We start from the raw sequence: 22,040 nt of genomic DNA, 5'->3' as shown, positions 1-22,040 counted from the left end.
ACTAGGCTCCTGCCTTCTCGAGCTCGGCCAGGTCGGCGGGGCCGGCGAGGTGTCCGAGGATTCCGGTGGCGACGGCCACGTCGGGCGACACCAGGTGCGTACGTCCACCCTTGCCCTGACGGCCTTCGAAGTTGCGGTTGGACGTCGACGCGCTGCGCTCCCCCGGCGTGAGCTGGTCGGGGTTCATGCCCAGGCACATCGAGCAGCCCGCACCGCGCCACTCGGCGCCGGCGTCCTTGAAGATCACGTCGAGGCCCTCCTGCTCGGCCTCCAGGCGTACGCGCACCGAGCCGGGGACGACGAGGATCCGGGTGTCCGGAGCGACCTTGTGCCCCTCGATGAGGTTGGCGGCGACGCGCAGGTCCTCGATGCGGCCGTTGGTGCAGGACCCGATGAACACCGTGTCGACCTTGATGTCCTTCATCGGCGTGCCGGCCTCGAGGCCCATGTAGCGCAGGGCGTTCTCGGCGGCGATGCGCTCGTTGTCGTCCTCGAACGATGCCGGGTCGGGCACGTTGCCGGACAGCGGCACGCCCTGGCCGGGGTTGGTGCCCCACGTGACGAACGGCGTGATGGTCGAGGCGTCGATCGTGATGACCTTGTCGAACTCGGCGTCGTCGTCGGTGACGAGACTGTCCCAGTAGGCCACCGCGGCGTCCCAGTCGGCACCCGTCGGCGCGTTCGGGCGTCCCTCGAGGTAGTCGTAGGTCGTCTGGTCCGGAGCGATGAGTCCGGCCTTGGCGCCCCACTCGATCGACATGTTGCAGATCGTCATGCGGGCTTCCATCGACAGCTTGCGGATCGCCTCACCGCGGTACTCCACGATGTAGCCCTGTCCGCCGCCGGTCGTCTCCTGCGTGATGAGCGCGAGGATCAGGTCCTTGGCGGTCGAGCCGACGGGCAGCTCGCCGACGACCTCGACGGCCATCATCTTGGGCTTGGCCTGCGACAACGACTGCGTCGCCAGCACGTGCTCGACCTCGGACGTACCGATGCCGAACGCGATCGAGCCGAAGGCGCCGTGCGTCGAGGTGTGCGAGTCGCCGCACACGATCGTCATGCCGGGCTGGGTCAGGCCGAGCTGCGGGCCGACGACGTGCACGATGCCCTGGTCGATGTCGCCCATGGGGTGCAGGCGTACGCCGAACTCCTCGCAGTTGCGGCGGAGCGTCTCGACCTGCGTGCGCGACACGAGGTCGGCGATCGGCTTGTCGAGGTCGGTCGTCGGGATGTTGTGGTCCTCGGTCGCGAGGGTGAGGTCGGGGCGGCGCACGGTGCGCCCGGCGATGCGGAGCCCGTCGAAGGCCTGAGGACTCGTCACCTCGTGAATCAGGTGCAGGTCGATGTAGAGCAGGTCGGGCTCGCCCTCGTGGCTGCGTACGACGTGCTCGTCCCAGATCTTCTCGGCAAGGGTCTTGCCCATGGCGCTCTCCTCAGCTGCGTTCCGATGCCCCTCGGCACCACCACCAGTATGCACTTGCGTCTCACAATGCGATACGGCAGTATCAAGACATGGACAACTCTAGCGGAGTCGGCGTTCTCGACAAAGCCGCTCTCGTGCTCGCCGCGCTCGAGCCCGGACCCGCGACACTGGCCGGTCTCGTGGCGAGCACCGGCCTCGCGCGACCCACTGCGCACCGCCTCGCCGTGGCACTCGAACATCATCGGCTCGTCGCTCGGGACATGCAAGGACGCTTCATCCTCGGCCCGCGTCTCGGCGAGCTCGCTGCCGCTGCCGGAGAGGACCGCCTGCTGGCGGCCGCCGGACCGGTGCTGGCCCGTCTGCGTGACATCACCGGCGAGTCCGCACAGCTGTTCCGTCGCCAGGGCGACTTCCGCGTATGTGTCGCCGCAGCCGATCGCCCGACCGGTCTGCGTGACTCGATCCCCGTCGGCGGCCAGCTGACGATGAGTGCCGGCTCCGCCGCCCAGGTCCTGCTGTCGTGGGAGGACCCGGAGCGGATGAACAAGGGACTGCTCAAGGCCACGTTCTCGGCCGCCGAGCTGTCGGCCGTACGCCGTCGTGGCTGGGCCCAGAGCGTCGGAGAGCGCGAGACGGGCGTCGGCTCGGTCTCCGCGCCGGTCCGCTCCCCCTCGGGCAAGGTCGTCGCCGCGGTGTCGGTGTCGGGCCCGCTCGAGCGACTGACCCGGCAGCCCGGCCGGATGCACGCGCCAGCCGTCGTCGCTGCCGCTGAACGCCTCTCGCAGAGCCTCCGCCGGTCCAACTAGACGCCGGCTAGGCGGCAAGGTCGTCCGGCGACATCACGCGCAGCACCGAGTCGTCCGCGGTGTGCAGCGGCCACTCACCGAGTGAGTGCGCGGCCGTCACGGCGGTGATCGCCCGGACCCACTGGATGTCGGACGCGCGGGTGCCCGCATGCGTCGGCCGAGCCCACAGCATCGCGATCGAGCCGTCCGGATCGGCCTCGTCGAGCACGGTGCGCAGCGATCGCGCCAGGTTGACGAGCATCTGCCCGTCCGGTGTGGCCGGGCAGTCCGTGACGTTGACGATCGAGGGATGGACCCGCCCGTCGCGATCCAGCATGATCGCGAAGATCTGCCGGCTGCCGAACCCCAGCGGCTCGATGAGATGGCGCCAGACGCGCTCGAGGTCAGCCAGGGAGTGGACGTCGGGGATGTCTGATGAGGTCATGCTCCACGATCGCCGGACGACTCCGACGACGTCGAACCCGTCATCCACAGCCATGGCTAGATCAGCTCGGCGAGCAGCTGGTCCTTGCGCATGCGCGAGTAGCCCGCGACGCCCTGGTCCTTGGCCGCTGCGCGAAGCTGCGTCACGGTCCACGTCGGCCCGGGCGCCTTGGGTGCGTCCCTGAGGGCGAGGGGTTCGGCCCGCGGGTGATCGGCGATCACCTGACGGGCGCGCGCCTTGGCCTTCTTGCGCTTGGCGTTGGCCTCGGCGATCGCCTGCTCGGCCTTGGCGCGCACCTTCTGCACGCGGGATCGCTGCTTCTCGGCGCGCTTCCTCCACGTCGCGGCTTCGACCTCGAGGGCCTTGACCCGGTCGCGGAGCACGGCGATCTCGGCCGTCAGCTCCGCGACCGTCGCGGTCGCGACAGCGAGCTTCTTCTCGGACTTCGTCGGGCGGGTCTTCTTGCCGGGCTTGGCAGCCATGTTCACCTCCGGTGCGGGTGCCCCACACCATGGCGGACGGTGGTGAACGGAGGGCGAACACGCTGGTCAGAGACCTGCCCGTCGAGTCAGCCCTTGAGGGCGGCGACCAGCTGGGCCTTCGTCATCCGCGAGTAGCCGGTGACACCCTGCGCACGCGCCGCGGCTCGCAGCTCCGCGACGGTCAGCTCCGACTTCGGCGCTGCCTGGACGGGCACGACCTCGACCTTGGCCGCCGGCGCGGGCTTGCCGCCCCTGGCCTTGCGAGTCGAGGTGCGTGCGGTCTTGGCCGCGGACTTGCCGGCGTCGCGGGCGGACTTGACCGCCGACTTGCCGGCCTGCTCGGCCGCTCCGCGCAGCTTCTTGGCATCGCGCTTCAGCTCACTGACCCGCTTCTCCAGCTTGTCCTCGAGCTTGCCGACGGACTTCTCCAGCTTGGCCACGGTGGCCCGGAGGTTCTTGATCGCCTCCTGGGCGGCGGCGAGCTCCGAGTCCGGCGAGCCCTTGCCCTTGCCCGACTTCTTGGACGACTTGGTACGTGCGGCCATGGCCTTCTCCTGTGCTCGAACGACACTGGCTCGTCATGGTGCCACGTCCGGGTGAACAGCGGGCGGCTCAGAACAGGCCGGGCACCTCGAGGTCGAGCAGGGTCTTCTTGCGCTCGAGACCGCCGGCGTAGCCGGTCAGCGAGCCGTCGGAGCCGATCACGCGATGGCACGGCACGATGATCGGGATCGGGTTGGCCCCGTTGGCCGCGCCGACCGCACGGGAGATCACCGGCTCGTAGCCCAGCCGCCGGGCGATGTCGCCGTAGCTCGCGGTCTCGCCGTAGGGGATGCGCTGCAGCTCGGCCCAGACCTTCTTCTGGAACTCCGAGCCCTCGCTGGCCAGCGGGAGGTCGAACGACGTGCGCTCGCCGGCGAAGTACTCGCTGAGCTGCTGCTCGGCGCGGTCGAGGAGTGGATCGTTCGAGCGGGTGCGGCGCGGCTTGCCCGCACCGAAGTCGATCGCGGTGATGAGTCCTGCGGAGGCGTGAATGCGGAGCCCGCCGATCGGCGAGTCCATCCAACGTGTGGTCATGTCAGGGTCCTTTCGACGTCGGCGCTCGCGCGCCAGAGGTGCATGGCGGCGTAGGAACGCCATGGCTTCCATCGTTCGGTGCGTTCGGGCTCGACGCCGTGGCGTTCGAGCATGCGGCGGATGATGAGGTCGGTCTCGAGCATCACGTCCGGGTGCGCGAGGGCGCGCATGCTGATGTAGTCGGCGGTCCATGGCCCGATGCCGGGCAGGGCGACCAGGTCGGCGCGTACGGCCTCGCGGTCGGCGCCCGGGTCGAGCTCGATCTTGCCGTCGGCCACCGCCTGCGCGACACCGATCAGCGCGCGTGCCCGGCTCCGCGGCATGCTCAGGGCCGTGTCGTCGGCCTCGGCGAGCGCCTCCGGAGTCGCGAACGCGTGGGTCAGGCCGTGCGAGGCAGCGAGGTCGAACGTCACCGGGGTGCCGTAGGCCTCCGCGAACCGGCCGAGGATCGTACGGGCCCCGGCGACCGAGACCTGTTGGCCGACGATCGCCCGGACGGCGACCTCGAAGCCGTCGACCTGGCTCGGCAGCCGCAACCCCGGGGCCGCCGCCACGAGCGGGGCGAGCAGCGGATCCTCCGCAAGCACCTCGTCGATCGCGAGCGGGTCGGCGTCGAGATCGAGCAGGCGCCGGCACCGCTGCACCGCGACGGCGGTGTCACGCAGGTCGGCGAGCTCGAGCTCGCAGTCGACGTGGTCGTCGTGCAGCGTCAGCTGGACCGCGCCGAGACCGTGCGGCAGCCGCATCACGCGGGCGTATGTCCGGCCGTCGATCCGCTCGACACCGGCGATCAGCCGGCCGCCGAGGAACTCGAGGAGCCCGTCGGCGTGGAACGGTTGGCGCACCGCGAGGCGCAGCGTGACGCGGCCGGTCGGCGTGCTGCGGCGACGACCGCGCATCTCGGTGGGCGACAGCGCGTAGACGTGGCGCACGGAGTCGTTGAACTGCCGGATCGAGGCGAAGCCGGCGGCGAACGCGATGTCGGACATCGGCATCTCGGTGGTCTCGATGAGGACCCTGGCGGCGTGCGCCCGGTTGCTGCGTGCGAGAGCCAGCGGTCCGGCGCCGAGCTCCTGGGTCAGCATGCGGGTCACGTGCCGCTGGCTGTAGCCGAGGCGGCTCGCGAGGCCGTCGACGCCTTCGCGCTCGACCACGCCGTCGGCGATCAGGCGCATCGCCCGGCCCACGGCGTCGGCGCGTACGTTCCACTCCGGCGAGCCCGGCGTGGTGTCGGGACGGCACCGGCGGCAGGCTCGGAAGCCGGCGTCCTGGGCCGCTGCGGCGGAGGCGTAGAAGGTGACGTTCTCGCGCTTGGGCGTGACCGCCGGGCACGATGGACGGCAGTAGATGCCGGTCGTCCTGACCCCGACGTAGAAGACGCCGTCGAACCGCGCGTCGCGCGACTCAGCGGCCCGGTAGCAGCGTTCGTGGTCGGTGTGCATACGTCCATCATGACGGCCGGCGCCGACACTTACCGGCGGGTTTCAGACATGGACGCCGGATGCGTCAGGACGCCTGGAACGCCCCGACAATGAGGCCCATCAACGCGGTCCCGACGACGAAGTAGCCGGCGTCGACGGCGAAGCCGGTGAGGGACCAGGAATCCCGTCGGCGATGGCGCCCGAGCGTGATCAGTCCGGCAGCCGCGCCCGCCCCCAGGCCCAGCAGGAATCCGTGCTCGACGCCGTCCGCGTCGATCTGCGTGGCGAGAGCGAACGCGAGGACGAGCCCCACGAGCATCGTCGCGCCGAGCACGATCGGATGCGGCCAGGTCCCGGTCGGATCGTCCGCGAGGCCCGAGGCGACCTGCCACGTCCGACCGAACATGACGCCGTACCAGAGGACACCGAGGAACGAGAAGGCCAGCGCCGCGACGACGATGCCGGGAATCGAGAGGTCAGCCACGCTCAGAACGTACCGGGGTCAGGTCCGGCCGGATGGACCGCCCCGAGGGAGCAGCGCGGTTCGCGGCTCCCCCGTGGCCCGCGCCTGGGTCAGGCAGCGTCCTTGACGTCCTTGAGCGCGTCCTTGAGCGAGTCGAGGTCGCCTCCGGTCGGGGCGTTCTCCACGCCGGTCCAGTCCGGCGACGGCAGGACCTGCTCGGTCGCCTTGCCCTGCTGCACGTCGCGGATCGCCGCGACAATCGCATCGAGGTTGTTGGGCACGGGCCGGTTGCACTTGCGCAGCTCCGACCCGAGCTTGAGAGTCAGGCGCGGCTTGTTCGCTGCGACGGCATCCGCGGTCGTGCCGGACTCGACCGTGCTGTCCGACAGGTCCGAGACGGTGCCGCACACGTGGTAGACCTCGCCACCGCCGGCCCAGTAGACCTTGTCCTCGCCCAGGAGCTGGATGACCGCCTGCTTCTCGGCGGTGTACTTCTCGACCGACGCGGGGTTGAAGTCGATGCCCATGACGACGGCCAGGAGCGCCACCACGATGCCCACCGCTCCGGCGACACCCTTCTGCGTCTTGCCCATGTCCTTGTTGAGGAAGATCAGGATGATGACCGGCAGGAACGCGATGATCGGGATGAACGCACCGAGCTGGTTCTGGATGAAGAACCGGAACGGCTCCTTCTCCGAAGCCGGGTCGAGCTTGTTGGCCTTCTTCCACAGCATCGAGCCGATGATGACCGCAATGCCGTCGAGGACCAGCAGCGCGATGAGCAGCGCGAACGCCCACGTCGGGAACTTGCCAGCGGACAAGACACCGTCGCTATCGACGGTTGCAGTGAGGATCGACTTGTTGAGCAGCAGACCGAAGATCGCCCCGATCTCGATCAGGATGCCGAGAGCCCACAGCAGCACGGCATAGAGGCGCAGCTTCTTGGCCTGCGACGTCGACTCAGCGGAGGCCTTCCACGTCGAGTCGTTGGCGGAGCTGTCGGCGGCATCCTTGCCCGAGCTGGTCATGGAATCTCCTGGAGATCGAGGATCGGCGATCGAATGCTATCGCCAACGGCGCGTCTGTCGTCCGATCTGCGTGTCGCTACGACGGATCGCCCAGCTCCGCCGCGACGTCGACGGCGATCTCGATCGCCCGGGTCGCCAGCGGTGACAGCGTGCGACCGGCTGGCCAGTGCAGGTGGATCTCGCGCGCCGGCACCGCAGGCTGCAGCTCATGGACGCTGAGCGTCGGGTCGGACTCGACGTTGGCGCCGCGCACCGCCAGCCACGGCAGGACGGCGCAGCCGAGACCGGCGCGCACCATCGACAGCAACGCGTCGTTGACCGCCGTACGGAACACGATCCGCGGATGGGCGCCACCTCGAGCGAGCGCCTCCTCCATCTCGGGCTGGTCGCAGTCGAGCGGCCAGGCCACCATGGGCACCCGGTCGAGCCGAGCCAGTCGGACCGGGCCCTCAGGGAAGTCGCCCGCGCCCGCGACCAGGAGGTAGGGGTCGTCGAGCAGCTTCACCCGCTCGACCTCCCCGTCGACCCGGCCGTCGTAGAACAGGAGATCCAGCTGGCCGATCTGTGGCGTGTCAGGTTCCTCCTCGGAGAGCCTGATGTCGCAACCGGGGTGCTCGTCCCGCAGACGGCGGACGACCGACGGGAGGATCACGCTCGAGACGCTCTGGAACGTACCGATGTCGATGCGGCCCTCACCGGCCTTGAACCGCTCGACCGCATCGCTCAGATCCGCGGACCTGGCCAACAGCTCGCGTCCGCGCTCCAGCACCAGCGCCCCCAGCGGCGTGACGCGCGCCGGTCTCGGCCCGCCGGGGCGGTCGAACACCGGGCCGCCGACGGCTTTCTCCAGCGCAGCGACCTGCTGGCTCACGGTGGACTGGGTGTAGCCCAGCCGGGCCGCGGCTCGGCCGAAAGAACCCTCCTCGGCGATCGCCGCGAACGCGGCGAGGTGGCGCAGCTCGACATCTCGCATGTCGCCAGCCTAGAACAGAGCGATCCCTTCCGGCGATGGGAATGATCGGAAATCATCGCTTTTCACGATCCACCTCTCCGACCTAGCGTGCATGCCATGACCTCCTCTCTCGCTCACGACGAGCAGCTTCTCGACGTCAACGGCATCACGCTCTGCGCCCAGACCCTCGGCGACCCGTCCGCGCCGACCATCCTTCTCATCGGCGGCGCCGAGGCATCGATGGACTGGTGGGCCGACGAGCTCTGCGCCCGCCTGGCCGGCGGCGGTCGCCACGTCGTCCGGTACGACACTCGCGACACCGGCCGTTCCACGACGTACCCGCCGGGCAAACCGCCGTACGGTCGCGATGCGCTGCTCGCCGATGCCGTGGCGCTCCTCGACGTGCTGGGCATCGAGTCGGCCCACGTCGTCGGCGTCTCGATGGGCGGCGACATCGCCCAACGCCTGGCCGTGCGCCACCCCGACCGGGTCACCTCGCTGACCCTCATCGCCACCAGTCCCGGCGGGCCGGACCTGCCGCCGATGAGCGAAGAGCTCGCGGAGAAGTTCGCGGAGGGCGGCGACGAGGCACCGGACTGGTCCGACCGCGAGGCGGTCATCGCCCACTACCTCGACGGCGAGCACACGTTCGCCGGCACGCTCCCGGTCGATGAGGACTGGGTACGCCTGGTGGCCGGGAGAGCATGGGACCGCAGCCCGGCACTCGCGTCCGCGCAGAACCACTGGCTGCTCGACGACGGCGAGTCGGTCAGTGGGCGGCTCGCCGAGATCACGGCGCCGACCTTGGTGCTGCACGGGACGGCCGACCCCCTCCTGCCGTACGGGCACGGCGAGGCGCTGGCACGAGAGATCACGGGAGCGCGGCTCGTACCCCTCGAGGGGATGGGACACGGCATGCCGCCGCTCGAGGTGTGGGACACCGCGATCAGCGAGATCCTCGCCATCTCCGAGGCGGGCCGATGATGCGCTCGGCCCTCTGGCTGCCGCTGTTCGACGAGCTCGCCGATCCGAAGGTCGTCGCAGGGCTGGCGGCCGATGCCGAGGCCGCCGGGTGGGACGGCTGCTTCGTGTGGGACCAGCTGCTCTGGCGGGAGCCCGTGCGCCACGTCGCGGATCCATGGATCAGCTTGGCCGCCATGGCGACCGCCACCGAGCGGCTGCGCATCGGCCCGATGATCACGCCGCTCCCCCGCAGGCGGCCGACCAAGGTCGCCCGGGAGACCGCGACCCTCGACCGGCTGAGCGGCGGGCGCCTCACCCTCGGGGTCGGCCTCGGCGGCGACCAGTTCGCGGGCGAGCTGTCCAGAACCGGCGAGGAGCTCGACGACCGCCGGCGGGGGCAGATGCTCGACGAGTCGTTGGAGATCCTGGTCGCCGCGTGGAACGGCAATCCCGTGCACCACCAGGGTGAGCACTACGTCGTGGACGGCATCGAGTTCCGGCCCCGGCCGGTCCAGGAGCCGCGCATCCCGATCTGGGCCGCCGGCTTCCCCGGCAACGCGCGACCGATGCGCCGGGCGGCCCGCCTCGACGGCTTCTTCCCGGCGAACCTCGAGCACCCGGACCAGCTCGCCGAGGTCGTCGCGACGATCACCGACCTGCGTACGGACCGGACCGCTCCGTACGACTTCGCGGTCGGCCTGCCGTACGACGTCGACCCGCTCCCGTACGCCGCGCTGGGCGCGACGTGGTGGCTCCCGGAGGTCCCGCCGGGCGTCTCGCTCGACACCGTCCGCGGAGTCCTGCGCGACGGTCCCGCGATGGCGGGTGCCTGACATGTTCGACTACGACGCGGAGCTCGTCCGCTACAACGCGCACCTGCAGGCTGCCGCTGACATCCAGCCCGACGACCTCGTCCTCGACATCGGCTGCGGAGCCGGACAGACCTCCCGCCAGGCTGCGAGATCCGCCCGCGAGGGATCCGTCATGGGTGTCGACGTGTCCCGGGAGATGGTGGAGCGCGCTCGCCTGCTCGCCGAGGAGGAGGGTGTTGGCAACGTCAGCTTCGTGCACGCGGACGCGCAGACCCACCGCTTCGAACCGCAGGGGTTCACAGTCACCATCAGCCGTTACGGGACCATGTTCTTCGCCGACCCGGTCGCGGCGTTCACCAACATCGGCTCGGCACTGCGACCGGGCGCACGACTCGTCCAGCTGGTCTGGCAGGCCGCCGATCGCCAGGACTGGGTGACGGCGATCCGTGCGGGCATTGCCGGTGACCGCCCACTGCCACCAGGGCTCCTCGGCGGACCGTTCTCGCTGGCCGATCGCACGGTCACCCGGCACCTGCTGGCTGCCGCCGGTTTCGACGATGTCGAGGTCACGGAGGTCCACGAGCCGATCCAGTACGGGGCGGATGCGGCCGACGCCCACGCCGCGCTGCTCGACCTCGGGATGATCGACTTCCTGGCACCCGACCTCGACGGCGCCTCGGCCGCCCAGGCACCTGACCGGCTGCGCACCGTGCTGGAGGCGCACGACGGCGCCGACGGGGTCTGGTTCGACTCCGCGTGCTGGCTCGTGACCGCTCGCTGGGGGCGTTGAGGTCACGACGCAGAAGACCCCCTGACCGGCATCTCTGCTGGTCAGGGGGTCTTCGCCATGGTAGCCCCGACGGGATTCGAACCCGCGCTACCGCCTTGAGAGTTGAAACCAGGCCTGATGGGACAGTGGTGGTTACTGCTGTTTTTGGTTGATATCCCAGCCTTTTCCTGACCGGCATTGGTTGGACGTTTGTGGCAACTATCGACGATTCTTGGTTCTCGTGTTGCCCGAGTGTTGCCCAAGCGGTCGGCCACCACCGCGGCGAACGAATGAGATGATGCCGCCAAACATCTCGATGAGACAGTCGCTCTTCAGTATCATCGGTGGCTCCGCCCCCCCGAGAGCGGACGCCCCGCCCTGCGTTCTCCCCTGGATAGCAGGGCGGGGTGCTCGGTTCGTCCGCTTGGTCGGCAAATCTGACCGGCGACGATGCAACTGGGTCGGATCCCGATGCGTAAACAGTGTTGACGCCACGCTATGACCAGGACTTCATGTGTCGGCCCTGGATCGCGTTCCCATCTGGGTCTGGACCAGGCCGCGCCGTTGCAAAGACGAATCGCTTGTAGGACCAATAGCGAAAGAGAGTCCCGAGGCCGAGACCAATGACGTTCGCCGAGATGTTGTCGGAGAACCTGCTGGTCAGACCGAGCAGGTCGTGCGAGATGGCGAGAGTCAACACGGAGAATCCCAGTCCGATGATGTTGAAGACGACAAAGAGCGCGATCTCACGGCGCCGTCCCCCGGCGTCCGCGCCGCGCCACGTCACGGCACGATTGCCGATGTACGTCACGACCATCGCGAGCCCCACCGCGAAGGTCTTGGCTATCGACGGATCCAAGGTGGCGAAGACCGGCGCCGATCGAAGGTAGTTGAAGGCACCGATGTCGACGATGTACCCGACGCCGCCCACGGCAAGGAAGCTGACGACCTCAGGACTCGACAGGCGAGCAGCCAGGCGGTCAGACCCGAGCATCGAGCGACCGATCCGCGGTCGTCACAGGAGCAGGAGGCCGACGGCGGATCTCGTGCCAGCGCCACGCCAGGACTCGTAGCACCGCCTCTCGGACGATGTCAGGTGACATCTTCGAGACGCCTACGGTGCGGTCTGTGAAGGTGATGGGAACCTCGGTCGTGGTCAGGCCGAGGCGGGCAGCCCGCCACGTGTTCTCGATCTGGAACGAGTAGCCGTTCGACTGTGATTCCAACGCCCCGAGCGTCACCAACGCCTCGCGGCGGAACGCGCGAAACCCCGCCGTGGCGTCCCGCACCCGCAGGCCGAGAACCATTCGGACGTAGGCGTTGCCTGCCCGTGAGATGAGACGTCGTCGCAAGGTCCAGTTGCCGACGCCACCGCCCTTGACATAGCGCGACCCGATCGCGATGTCGGTGTGCCCAAGGGCAGCGATGAGCTCGGGGATCTTGGCAGGTGGATGTGACAGGTCGGCGTCCATCTGGACGATGACGTCATGGCCGCGATCCAGGGCCCACGTGAACCCGGCGCGGTAGGCCGCACCGAGGCCGTTCTTCTGTGGCCGGGTCAAGAGGTGAATCTGGGTGGGATACCTCGGATGCGCCTTCACGACCTCGCCGGTGCCGTCCGGGCTGCTGTCGTCGACGACGAGGATGTCGATGTCCGGGGCCGTGCGCAGCACCGCGTCGAGCGTGATCCGGACGCCGAGCGCCTCGTTGTAGGTCGGGATGATGACGATCGGGGTCATGGGAGGAGTTCCTTCATCGTGACGAGTGGCGTCGTGGCACCGCGGCAGTCGCCGACGATGCGAGGGGTGGGCCGGTCGACCCCGTTGCGCAAGAAGATGGTGTGACCGCACAGGCGGGTGACGCGGTGGTAGTCGTGATCGAGGATCAAGCCGGTCCGCGCGGTGTTGAGTCCCCAGGAATAGAGATGCTTGCGGATCACGAACCAAGTCGGCGGCGCAGATCCGCGGAGCACGCCGTCGAGCTGGGTGAGCTGCGGGTCGATCGTCTTGACCGGGAGGCTCCAGAGCTGCGCATATGGCGAGGGCAGGCCCGATGCGAAGGTCAGGTCGGCGTTCCCCCAGGCGTTCACGATCGTGTCGTGCGGCATCGAGGAGGCAGCGATGGCCTGTCCCACGGACCGTGCATCAGTCCCCTGCGGTCGGGTCAAGCTCACACCCCAGGCCACAGACCCGGCCACCAGCACGTACGCGACGATCTTCCGTGCGGCGAAGCCGTGGCGGGACACCAGGACACCGGCTGCGATCGACAGCGGGCCGGTGAGCTCGACGAGGTAGTGGTACCAATAGTTGCCGCCGAGCAGCACCGAGGTGCCGGCGAACAGAGTCATCGCCACCAGCGCCAGGAAGGATGTGTCGCGCCTGTGGCGGGTCACCACGTGGTGGACCAGCCCCAGGAGGAGGAGTCCGAGCCCGCTGACTGTGACCGCGATCAGCAGCCCATGCAGCCTGGCGGAGGAGTGGGCGCTGCCCTCGGCGGCTTGGACCGCAGCAGCGTGGATACGGAAGGGGTACATCGCATCGAACACCCCAACCAGTGACGTCCCCTGCGCGATGGTCCATACGGCCAGGACGGAGATGACGGCCGAAGCACCGGCGACGGCACCGGCAGCCATGGCCCAAAACCGCTGCCGATTGAGCTCGCCGCGCCAGACGGCGAGGACCAGAGCGACGAACCCGAAGACCGCTGCGTCAGCCAAGTTCTGCTTGATGAGCATGGCGGACATGGCCAGAGCGCCCGCCGCCGCCGACCGCGCCACGGCCTCGTGGCGATGAACGGCGCGCAGCGCGGCCAGTACGCAGATGACGCCCCCGAGCACGAAGGGTGCTGCCAGCAGCTCGCCGTTGACCTCATATCCGCCCAGGAGCGGACTGATGCTGAGGCCGGCAGCCGTGACGGCCGCCCACTGGGCGGCGACCCGGCCGCCGATCATCCCAGCGACGCGCGCCACGCCGAGGACTACGAGCGCCACCGCGACACATCCGATGAGGCGAAGGGCCGTGAGCCCTCCCAGTGCCGACGCGGCACGAAAGATCGTGACGAGCAGAGGTGGGCGGTCCACCCAATACCTGCCGTACAAAGACCCGCCGGCCCCGTGCCACTGGGCGCCGACGACGAGGAAACCACCTTCGTCCGGGCTCGCGGCATGCCCCAGGAAGGGCAAACGGGCAGCCACCGAGGCCGCGACCGAGGCACCGATCGTCCAGGCCGGAAGAACTGAAGCACGAGCAGCCGGCAACCGGGGAACCGGAAGCGCCAAAGCTGTCATGTGGCCAATTTGGTGTCCCCAACCTGCATGCGACCTGACTGCGCGGACGAACCATGCGACGTGGCGACGCGCCGTGGTGCACGATGGCGCCATGACGGTGATCGGCATCTGCGAGGACGATCCAGACGTCCGCCGCGTCCTCACCGACGCGCTCAAGATGAGTGGGTACGCCGTCGTGATCGCTCGCAACGGGCGCGAGGCGGTGGACAATCTCGGCGTGCGAAGCGGGGTCGAGGTGCTGATCCTCGATGTCGGGCTACCTGATGCCGACGGACGCGATGTCTGCCAGGCGCTGCGCGCCGGTGGACAACACGCTCCGGTCCTTTTCCTCACCGCTCTCGACGGGGTCCACGATCGCGTGGCGGGCTTTCACGCCGGCGGCGACGACTACGTGGTCAAGCCCTTTGCGATCTCGGAAGTTCTCGTACGCATTGCCGCGCTACTCCGTCGTAGTCGACCCGAACCCGTTTCCGTCAGTGGCTTGACCCTCCATCCCGACCGGCTTTCGGTCGAGGCAGGCGGTCGGGAGAGCAGCTTGACGCCGACGGAGTTCCGGCTGCTGGCCGCGATCGCCGCAGATCCGAGTGCCATCACGCGCCGACGTGCCGCCGTCGCTGCGGCGTGGCCAGATGGCGCCATGGTCAGCGAGAACACGATCGACTCGTACGTGCGACGTATTCGGGTCAAGCTGGCGTCGATCGAGTCGCCGGTCGAGCTGACGACCGTGCGAGGAGTGGGGTTCACCCTCCGATGAGGTTCTCGCACCGCACGCTCATCTCGAGGATCGTCTGGACGACGCTGATCGTGTCAGCGGTAGCCATGACCGCCATGGTTGTGACGGTCATGCTCGTCCTCTCGGCTCTGACGAACAAGAACATCGAAGCGCGGCTTCGCGATCAGCTCACCGCTGTCTCCTCGACCGTCAAGGTCGGCCCTGACGGGAGCCTCACCGCGTTGGAGACACCCGACGACACCATTGACGACACCACGTGGATCTATGCAGCGGACGGCGCCCTCGTTGAAGGTCCCCGCGTGGGCCAGCGGCTCACCGCGACTGCGGAGTCGTTGGCTGACGTCCGCAAGCAGACCCGGTTGGACCGTCACGAGCGCTCGTTCCTGGCCGGCCCGGTGCGGCGCAACGGGAAGGTTGAGGCGGTCGTGGTCGTCGAGGCTCCGCTCGAGCCATACGAGTCCACTCGCAACCTCACTCTGCTGGGTCTGCTCGCACTCGCGTTGACGGTGACGGGCGGCTCTGCGGCGATCGCCGCCTGGACCGTCAAGCGCACCCTCGGACCGGTCGAGTCGATGGCAGCCCAGGCTCGCGACTGGAGCGAGCACGACCTCGAGTCCAGGTTCGACACGACCGCGGCGGACGACGAGTTCGGCCGGTTGGGCAGAACCCTCAACGTTCTCCTGGACCGTGTCGCCGGCGCGCTGCGCAGCGAACAACAGCTGACGTCCGAGCTGGCTCACGAGCTGCGGACGCCCTTGACCGCGATCCGCGGTGAAGCAGAGCTCACGATCATGGCCTCGCCGGGCCCGGCCATCACCGAGCGGCTCGACCGGGTCGTGGCCCTCGTGGATCGCATGAGTATCACCATCACGTCGCTGCTGGCCATCGCGCGCAATGAGGCTCGGATCGAGACCCGCACGACAGCGATCGCCCTCGTCAACGAAGTGCTCGACCATCGCCCCGACAGGCCGGGACTGAACGTCTCGAGCGACGGCGTCGAAGAGGTTGAGCTGTCGGTGCCGACCGAGCTGGCGGTCCGCGCGCTGGCACCCATCGTCGAGAACGCGTTCACGCACGCGCGCACGTCTGTCGAGTTCCTGAGCGTCACCCATGAGCGATCGATCGACATCATGGTCAGCGACGACGGCGTCGGGATCGCCGCGGACGACCTCGAGGCCATCTTCCGGTCGGGCCAGCGGGGAACCGGTTCAGCCGGGGCAGGGCTGGGCCTGGCGTTGTCGCGACGCGTCGCCCGAACGCTGGGCGGCGACGTGAACGTGACGTCGCCGCATGGCCCGACGACATTCACTCTCACCCTCCCCCGCTCCTGAACATCAGTCAGGTTCTTGGCAGGTGGCTCCGAACAAGGTGGAGCGCATGACTCAATCACCTGCACCGACGTCCAGCCGTGAGGCGAGCCATCTCGACCGCGGAGCCTGGACCCGCACGTTGCTCAACAAAGTCCCCGAGGTCACCATCTTGTTCTGGGTGGTCAAGATCTTGTCGACCACCGTCGGAGAGACCGCCGCCGACTACCTCAACGAGAACGTCGGCCTCGGCCTCTCGGCCACCACCGCCATCATGGCCCTGCTGCTGGCCGCCGTGCTGGTCGTCCAGTTCACCGTTCGACGCTACATTCCGTCGATCTACTGGCTTGCAGTCGTGCTGATCAGCGTGGTCGGGACCCTGTTCTCCGACAACCTCGTCGACAACTTCGGAGTCAGTCTGTGGACCACCACGGCGATCTTCGGGGCGGGGCTCATCATCTCGTTCGTCGCCTGGTTCCGTAGTGAGCGCACGCTGTCGATCCACTCGATCGTGACCCGACGTCGCGAGGCGTTCTACTGGCTCGCGATCCTGTTCACGTTCGCGCTGGGCACGTCTGCCGGCGACCTGATCGCCGAGAAGCTCGCCGTCGGCTACTTCCCGTCCGCGCTCATCTTCGGCGGGGTCATCGCCGCGATCACCGCGATCTACTACGGCTTCAAGACCAACGCCGTCTTGGCGTTCTGGGCCGCGTACGTCATCACCAGGCCGTTCGGCGCCTCGATGGGCGACTTCCTGACCGCGCCGACCAAGGACGGCGGCCTGGGGCTGGGCACCAACGGCACCAGCGCCCTGTTCATCGCCATCATCGTCGCGTGCGTTGTCTGGTTCACCGTCAAAGCCAGGCGCGAGGACCGCGAACTGGTGACCGCACCCGTCTAACCACCCGAACTGCCCCGCCCAGACCGCCCCCGATGGTTTGGGCGGGGCTCTCCACGTGAGGCTCCACATGCGCGCACCGGCTCGACTCACAGCCCTGGCCACCACCCTGGTCGGAGGTTCGATTGCCGGCGTGTTCTTCCTTGCCGACTCCGCCCGCGAACACGATGGAGTCTCGGCAGCCGTTGATCCGTACGTTGCGGCTGACGCAGTCAGCGCAAGATCCGCTCCCCTGACGGCCGCCGCCAAGCTGCTGACGCTAGTCGGCAGCGAGGCGGTCGTCGGCGTGTTGGCGTTGCTCCTGATCATCGCCCTGCTCGAGCGTCGCGGACCGTTCTTCGCCATGTCCGCCGCAGCTGCCATGGGCGTGTCCGCATCCCTCACGCTCGGCGTCAAGCAACTCGTGGCACGACACCGTCCCGGTTCAGGAGTCAGGCTCGGAGCTGTCGACCGTACGTACTCGTTCCCTTCCGGTCACACCCTCAACTCCGCGGTGTTCCTCGGACTGGTGGTCATCTTGCTGGTACCGCTGATGCACAGGCGCCGCCAGCGCATCGCAGCCACCTGCTGTCTAGCTTTGCTCGCGGTCGGGATCGGGCTCAGCCGCGTCTACCTCGGCTATCACTGGGCCAGTGACGTCATCGCATCCTGGCTCCTGGCCGCCGCGATATTGGCTCTTCTCGGGCTCGTGAGCGCCATCTGGGTGCGCACGCCGGGCCACACCGATCGATCAGGCGCCGATCAGGTTCCCGCACCTAACGTGACGCCATGATCGCCATCCTGACGCCGCTGCTGTACTCCCTCGGCCCTGCCGCGTTGCTGCTGATCATGGCAGTCGTGTTCGCCGAGAGTGGACTGCTCGTCGGGTTCTTCCTGCCGGGCGACTCGCTGCTGTTCCTCGCGGGCGCCCTCGTCGCATCGCACGTCATCGCGCTGCCGATCTGGCTGCTTGGTTTCGGTGTCTTCGCGGCCGCCGTGCTCGGTGACCAGGTCGGCTACTCGATCGGGCGGCGACTCGGGCCGCGGCTGTTCTCGCGGCCGGACTCGCGACTGTTCTCCCAAGCCAACGCAGACCGCGCCAGCCAGTTCTTCGACCACCACGGCTCGGGCGCGGTGATCCTGGCGCGATTCGTCCCCGTCATACGGACATTCGTGCCCGCCGTCGCGGGAGTCGCGCACATGCCCCGCCGCCGCTTCAGCATCTACAACCTGGTGGGCGGCGCCGCGTGGTCGGTCTCGATCGTGACGGTCGGCTACCTCTTCGGCGGCATCACCTTCGTCGCCGCCCACATCGAGCTCATCACCATCGGGCTCGCCGCACTGTCAGTCGTACCGGCAACCGTCGCGTACGCGCGCAACCGTCGCGGGCGTCCCGTCCGTGCCTGATGGTCAGGTTGCGATCAGGTGCAGCCACCTAGCGTCCTGTCACGTGCCCACACGAACCTTCCGCGCGACCAAGGTCCCTGAGGTCTTCCTCCTCTTTTGGATCATCAAGCTGCTGACCACCGGTATGGGTGAGGCCGGATCCGACTACCTCGGCAGCGTCAGCATCCCGTTGGCCGCCCTGATCGGGATCGGTGGGTTCTTCGTGGTCCTGTGGCTGCAGCTGCGAGCCGACCGCTACCACCCGGTCCGTTACTGGACGACGGTCCTGAGCGTCGCACTGTTCGGCACGATGATCGCCGACGGACCGCACGTTGCGCTCGGCACGCCGTACGCGGTGGACTCCGCCATCTACTTCGTCCTCCTGTGCGGACTCCTCGCATGGTGGAAGGCCAGCGAGGGCACGCTCTCGGTGCACTCGATCACCACCAATCGGCGCGAACGATTCTACTGGGGCGCCGTCCTGCTCACCTTCGGCCTCGGCACGGCGGTCGGCGACGCGACAGCGATCGAGATGGGTCTCGGGTTCGCCTGGTCGATCCTCCTGTTCGGAATCCTCATCCTGGTCCCGCTCGTGCTGTGGCGAGTCGGGCTCGACGCCACCATCGCGTTCTGGGCGGCCTACGTGCTGACTCGCCCCCTTGGGGCGTCGGTCGCCGACTGGCTCGGGAAGTCGCACTCCGCAGGTGGACTGGGCTGGGGCGACGGGACCGTCACCGGGCTGGCACTGCTGATCTTCGCCGCCCTGGTCACGTATGTGGCCGTCACCCACAGCGACACCGAGGGTGCGCATGGATCCGTTCGGGACGCCGAACTTCCAGAGGACGAGCTCGACGCGGTCTAAGGAGGTCGTCCGGCCTGGCAGCAGCCGGGAGACTATCTCCATGAGTGGGGTTGACGCAGTGCAGTCGGGGATCGCAGTTCTGGTCTTGCTCGGAATCACGATCATCACGTCGAGCGTGGCGCGGGTACGCATTCGAGCCGACGTATTGATCGCGCTTGCACGCGGAGCCGTTCAAATGGTGGCGATTGCACTGGTGATCGGTTGGGTCTTTCGACACCCTGAAGGCGTCGCCGTCTATCTCGGCGTGATGCTGGTCGCCGCATCGATCACCTCAGCCAGACGGATCCGATGCGGCATGCCGCTGGCACCGCTGCTCGGGCTGGCAATCGCAGCTGGCGCTGCGTGCGCAGTGATTCCCGTCCTCGCCAGCGGGGCCTTGCAGATGCAGTCCGAGACCATCGTGCCCTTCAGCGCCCAGATCATCGGCGGATCCATGACGGCCGCATCGCTCACAGGCGTGAGACTGCGCGACGACGTGGGGCGTGACTGGGGACAAGTCGAAGCGTGGCTCTCCCTCGGAGCGACGCCGCGCCAAGCCGTGGCCGACTTCGGACGCGTGGCCGCCGGCAGGGCACTGATACCAGCGATTGACCAAACTCGAAGTGCGGGCCTGGTCACTCTTCCTGGAGCTTTCGTCGGCCTCTTGCTGGGCGGCGCATCTCCAGGCGAAGCAGCCGAGGTCCAATTGCTCGTCCTCGCTGGGCTGCTCGCTGCCGAGACCGTAGCGGCCGTCCTGACCGCGCGAGCCCTGGCCACATGGCTGGGCACCACCCGGCCAGCCACAATCATTTGACCTCCGGGTCCGAACTCGTCAACGCCGAACAACCTCTACCGCCTGGACGGATTTGCTCTGGCGCCATGCATAGGTGAGGCTTACCTGCGCACACGTCCAGGAGGAACGCATGACCCTGTCCACCACCTTGCTGCTCGGCCTGATCGCAGGCGGCGCGATCATCATCGGCCTCCCCATCGGCAGGCTCAAGCGCCCCGCCCCGCAACTGCGCATCACACTGAGCGCAACAGCCGTGGGTGTCCTGCTGTTTCTCTTCTGGGACGTCATGTCAGCGGCCTGGGAACCCATCGACAGCGCTCTCGCCGCGGTGCACGAGGGCGACGGGAGCGCCGGCCCGATCGTGGGCTACGGAGCGTTGTTCGTCGCCGGGCTCTCCCTCGGACTGCTCGGCCTGGTCGCCTTCGACCGCCACGCCAGCCGGTCGTCGCTCGGAGATCAGCGCAGCCAGGCTCCCTCCACATTCCAAGAAGGTGACACCAAGACGGCAACGGGCGTGCGGTGGTCAACCGCCAAGCAACTGTCGCTGATGATCGCGGTCGGAATCGGACTGCACAACTTCGCGGAGGGTCTCGCGATCGGCCAGGCGGCCGCCAGCGACGAGATCGCTCTTGCCACGGTGCTGGTCATCGGGTTCGCCCTCCACAACGCGACCGAAGGATTCGGCATCGTCGCGCCGCTCGCGGGCGACCTCGGCGACGACGGGCAGGCACAGATGCCGAGCTGGCGATTCCTGCTGACGATGGCTGCCATCGGCGGTGGCCCCACATTCGTCGGCGCCGGCGTCGGGCACAGCTTCACCTCCGAGCCGGTCAGCGTCGCATTCCTCACCTTGGCCGCAGGCTCAATCGTCTACGTCATCGCCCAGTTGTTGGGGGTCGTTGCCAAGGCCAAACGCTCCGACCTGGTCGCGCTCGGCCTGCTACTCGGAATCCTCGCCGGCTTCATCACCGACGGCATCGTGATCGCCGGAGGAGTCTGACGGCACAAACCGGCAGCGTTCTGGGGCAACAGCGATCAGGTTGAGTGCAGGTCAACGCCTGCATCGTAGGACCGTGACCATCAGTGCCCGACGAACCGGGAACCCTGATCGCCGGCGCCCACACGGCAGCCGGCGGGTGCGCCGCGACCTGGTCCTCGGCGGTGGCCTGCTCTCCGTACTGGTCTGCGTCCAGCTCATCCGCTGGCTGAGTTGAACGGGTCCATCTCCTCGGCCACTGGCGATCAGGTTCTGATCAGGAAACTCACCGTAGTTTCACCCACATGTCGTTGAGAATTCCCGCAACCGGGAGCACGCCCAATGCCGAATGACTTCCATGGCCTGCCACTCCACCCCTTGATCGTGCATGCGACCGTCGTCCTCGTCCCGCTCGCCGCGCTGACCGTCCTGCTGGCCGCGTTGTGGCCACGGTTCCGAACGTGGGCAGGACCACTGCCGGCCGGCCTCAGCCTCATCGGACTGGCGCTCGTCCCCCTCTCCACCTCCACAGGTGAAACTCTCGAACGACACGTTCCCCACTCTGCCCTGCTGGAGAGACACACCCACCTGGCAGACGGGCTGCTGCCGTGGATGATCGGCCTCGCAGTTGTTGCCGTCACCAGTTACGCCGCCCAACGACGCGGGCGCACCCCGTCTATCCACCGCTCGATCCTCATCGCCCTCGCCATCTGTACAGTCTTCGCAGCAGCAGGGACGACGGTCCAGGTGGTCCGGATCGGAGAGAGCGGCGCCAAAGCCGCATGGTCCGACACCAACATGAACTCTTGAGCACCAAGACATCTGCGCGACTCAGAACCCGTCACGCTTGGCCCACACGTAGGGACCGCATCTCTCGTCGCTTCGTATGGCTCCACCCTGGCTCGCCACGAAGAACATGACTCACGAACTTCACTGACAAAGCTCGGCAATTGTGCCGCCACGGATTCGAAAGACGAACATCCACACACCTCTTGCATTTCTGGGAGGGTCGTTTCGTCCGTACGTATCTGTGCGGGCCCGCGACGTCGTCGGGAAGGCCCCACCTCTTGCTGCCCACCGGGCTGGTGTGGCTCTCAGAATGGTTGCCTCCCGGCGGCGGAAAGTGGTCGGGGGTGACGCTCAATAGAGGCTTGGAACGTCCCGAGAAATGCCTGCGCACTCCGTCCTCAGCGGACCATTCCCGAGATGGAGGAACATCGT

At 68.1% G+C, this 22,040-nt stretch carries 25 protein-coding genes; 13 read left to right on the top strand and 12 right to left on the bottom strand.

Annotated elements, in window-relative coordinates; translation table 11 throughout:
• Position 1: 1 nt before the first annotated feature.
• A complete protein-coding gene (gene leuC, locus ASE12_RS00125) occupies positions 2–1,423 on the bottom strand; it encodes a 3-isopropylmalate dehydratase large subunit (protein ID WP_056395345.1) in 1,422 nt (473 codons plus the stop codon).
• A gap of 89 nt (positions 1,424–1,512) precedes the next feature.
• On the opposite strand from leuC, the gene ASE12_RS00120 reads away from it, so the two are divergent.
• Entirely contained in the window at positions 1,513–2,229 is a 717-nt protein-coding gene (locus ASE12_RS00120; protein WP_056213070.1) for an IclR family transcriptional regulator, read from the top strand.
• A gap of 7 nt (positions 2,230–2,236) precedes the next feature.
• Here ASE12_RS00120 and ASE12_RS00115 read toward each other — a convergent pair whose 3' ends face one another.
• The 8 genes from ASE12_RS00115 to ASE12_RS00080 all read right to left on the bottom strand — a co-directional run bounded on the left by ASE12_RS00115 (position 2,237) and on the right by ASE12_RS00080 (position 8,097).
• Positions 2,237–2,653: a hypothetical protein gene (locus tag ASE12_RS00115; RefSeq protein WP_157412756.1), complete on the bottom strand. Its 417-nt coding sequence runs from the start codon at positions 2,651–2,653 to the stop codon at positions 2,237–2,239.
• A gap of 56 nt (positions 2,654–2,709) precedes the next feature.
• A complete protein-coding gene (locus ASE12_RS00110) occupies positions 2,710–3,135 on the bottom strand; it encodes a Rho termination factor N-terminal domain-containing protein (protein ID WP_157412755.1) in 426 nt (141 codons plus the stop codon).
• Between the two features lie 86 nt (positions 3,136–3,221).
• A complete protein-coding gene (locus tag ASE12_RS00105) occupies positions 3,222–3,680 on the bottom strand; it encodes a Rho termination factor N-terminal domain-containing protein (RefSeq protein ID WP_056395336.1) in 459 nt (152 codons plus the stop codon).
• A 67-nt stretch (positions 3,681–3,747) separates the two neighbouring features.
• A complete protein-coding gene (locus tag ASE12_RS00100) occupies positions 3,748–4,212 on the bottom strand; it encodes a methylated-DNA--[protein]-cysteine S-methyltransferase (RefSeq protein ID WP_056395333.1) in 465 nt (154 codons plus the stop codon).
• Positions 4,209–5,654, bottom strand: a complete 1,446-nt coding sequence (locus tag ASE12_RS00095; RefSeq protein WP_056395331.1) for a DNA-3-methyladenine glycosylase 2 — start codon at positions 5,652–5,654, stop codon at positions 4,209–4,211. Before ASE12_RS00095 ends, ASE12_RS00100 begins: the two co-directional genes overlap by 4 nt.
• A 64-nt stretch (positions 5,655–5,718) precedes the next feature.
• Positions 5,719–6,117: a DUF1761 domain-containing protein gene (locus ASE12_RS00090; RefSeq protein WP_056395328.1), complete on the bottom strand. Its 399-nt coding sequence runs from the start codon at positions 6,115–6,117 to the stop codon at positions 5,719–5,721.
• 89 nt (positions 6,118–6,206) lie between these two features.
• Positions 6,207–7,124, bottom strand: coding sequence for a hypothetical protein (locus ASE12_RS00085; RefSeq protein WP_056395324.1), 918 nt, complete (start codon positions 7,122–7,124; stop codon positions 6,207–6,209).
• 76 nt (positions 7,125–7,200) lie between these two features.
• Positions 7,201–8,097 (bottom strand): LysR family transcriptional regulator, encoded by an 897-nt coding sequence (locus ASE12_RS00080; RefSeq protein ID WP_056395322.1) that lies wholly within the window; start codon positions 8,095–8,097, stop codon positions 7,201–7,203.
• Positions 8,098–8,193: 96 nt separating this feature from the next.
• Here ASE12_RS00080 and ASE12_RS00075 point away from each other — a divergent pair, with 96 nt between their 5' ends.
• Genes ASE12_RS00075 through ASE12_RS00065 form a run of 3 tightly spaced genes read left to right on the top strand, consistent with a single transcriptional unit; the run spans position 8,194 to position 10,641 of the window.
• Positions 8,194–9,060: an alpha/beta fold hydrolase gene (locus ASE12_RS00075; RefSeq protein WP_056395319.1), complete on the top strand. Its 867-nt coding sequence runs from the start codon at positions 8,194–8,196 to the stop codon at positions 9,058–9,060.
• Positions 9,057–9,872, top strand: a complete 816-nt coding sequence (locus ASE12_RS00070; RefSeq protein WP_200954934.1) for an LLM class flavin-dependent oxidoreductase — start codon at positions 9,057–9,059, stop codon at positions 9,870–9,872. Before ASE12_RS00075 ends, ASE12_RS00070 begins: the two co-directional genes overlap by 4 nt.
• A 1-nt stretch (position 9,873) precedes the next feature.
• Positions 9,874–10,641, top strand: a complete 768-nt coding sequence (locus ASE12_RS00065) for a class I SAM-dependent methyltransferase (protein ID WP_056395317.1) — start codon at positions 9,874–9,876, stop codon at positions 10,639–10,641.
• A gap of 475 nt (positions 10,642–11,116) precedes the next feature.
• Here ASE12_RS00065 and ASE12_RS00060 read toward each other — a convergent pair whose 3' ends face one another.
• Genes ASE12_RS00060 through ASE12_RS00050 form a run of 3 tightly spaced genes read right to left on the bottom strand, consistent with a single transcriptional unit; the run spans position 11,117 to position 14,014 of the window.
• Positions 11,117–11,614, bottom strand: a complete 498-nt coding sequence (locus ASE12_RS00060) for a GtrA family protein (protein WP_056395314.1) — start codon at positions 11,612–11,614, stop codon at positions 11,117–11,119.
• Positions 11,601–12,359 carry a polyprenol monophosphomannose synthase gene (locus tag ASE12_RS00055; protein ID WP_056395311.1) on the bottom strand — a complete coding sequence of 253 codons (759 nt, stop codon included), beginning with the start codon at positions 12,357–12,359 and terminating at the stop codon, positions 11,601–11,603. Before ASE12_RS00055 ends, ASE12_RS00060 begins: the two co-directional genes overlap by 14 nt.
• The gene (locus ASE12_RS00050) at positions 12,356–14,014 is read right to left on the bottom strand and encodes a hypothetical protein (protein ID WP_157412754.1); all 1,659 of its coding nucleotides are present in this window, start codon (positions 14,012–14,014) and stop codon (positions 12,356–12,358) included. The genes ASE12_RS00055 and ASE12_RS00050 overlap by 4 nt, the downstream gene beginning before the upstream one ends.
• Here ASE12_RS00050 and ASE12_RS00045 point away from each other — a divergent pair.
• From ASE12_RS00045 to ASE12_RS00005, 9 genes are all read left to right on the top strand, one after another.
• On the top strand, positions 13,998–14,660 hold the full coding sequence (locus ASE12_RS00045; protein ID WP_056395305.1) for a response regulator transcription factor: 663 nt from the start codon (positions 13,998–14,000) through the stop codon (positions 14,658–14,660). The genes ASE12_RS00050 and ASE12_RS00045 overlap by 17 nt on opposite strands.
• 65 nt (positions 14,661–14,725) lie before the next feature.
• Positions 14,726–15,970: a HAMP domain-containing sensor histidine kinase gene (locus ASE12_RS00040; protein ID WP_162255454.1), complete on the top strand. Its 1,245-nt coding sequence runs from the start codon at positions 14,726–14,728 to the stop codon at positions 15,968–15,970.
• Between the two features lie 46 nt (positions 15,971–16,016).
• A complete protein-coding gene (locus ASE12_RS00035; RefSeq protein ID WP_056395300.1) occupies positions 16,017–16,847 on the top strand; it encodes a hypothetical protein in 831 nt (276 codons plus the stop codon).
• A 67-nt stretch (positions 16,848–16,914) separates the two neighbouring features.
• Positions 16,915–17,616 (top strand): phosphatase PAP2 family protein, encoded by a 702-nt coding sequence (locus ASE12_RS00030; RefSeq protein ID WP_157412753.1) that lies wholly within the window; start codon positions 16,915–16,917, stop codon positions 17,614–17,616.
• Positions 17,613–18,230 carry a VTT domain-containing protein gene (locus ASE12_RS00025; protein WP_056395294.1) on the top strand — a complete coding sequence of 206 codons (618 nt, stop codon included), beginning with the start codon at positions 17,613–17,615 and terminating at the stop codon, positions 18,228–18,230. Before ASE12_RS00030 ends, ASE12_RS00025 begins: the two co-directional genes overlap by 4 nt.
• A 43-nt stretch (positions 18,231–18,273) precedes the next feature.
• Positions 18,274–19,071 carry a hypothetical protein gene (locus ASE12_RS00020; RefSeq protein WP_056395292.1) on the top strand — a complete coding sequence of 266 codons (798 nt, stop codon included), beginning with the start codon at positions 18,274–18,276 and terminating at the stop codon, positions 19,069–19,071.
• A 40-nt stretch (positions 19,072–19,111) separates the two neighbouring features.
• On the top strand, positions 19,112–19,864 hold the full coding sequence (locus ASE12_RS00015) for an ABC transporter permease (protein WP_162255453.1): 753 nt from the start codon (positions 19,112–19,114) through the stop codon (positions 19,862–19,864).
• Positions 19,865–19,973: 109 nt separating this feature from the next.
• Positions 19,974–20,843 carry a ZIP family metal transporter gene (locus ASE12_RS00010; protein ID WP_056395288.1) on the top strand — a complete coding sequence of 290 codons (870 nt, stop codon included), beginning with the start codon at positions 19,974–19,976 and terminating at the stop codon, positions 20,841–20,843.
• 318 nt (positions 20,844–21,161) lie between these two features.
• On the top strand, positions 21,162–21,629 hold the full coding sequence (locus ASE12_RS00005; protein WP_056395285.1) for a DUF2231 domain-containing protein: 468 nt from the start codon (positions 21,162–21,164) through the stop codon (positions 21,627–21,629).
• Positions 21,630–22,040 lie beyond the last annotated feature (411 nt).

Source organism: Aeromicrobium sp. Root236 (genome assembly GCF_001428805.1).
In the GTDB taxonomy this organism is placed as follows: Bacteria; Actinomycetota; Actinomycetes; order Propionibacteriales; family Nocardioidaceae; genus Aeromicrobium.
The sequence above is the reverse complement of the archived record's forward strand: the minus strand, read 5'-3'. Positions and strand labels throughout refer to the sequence as shown.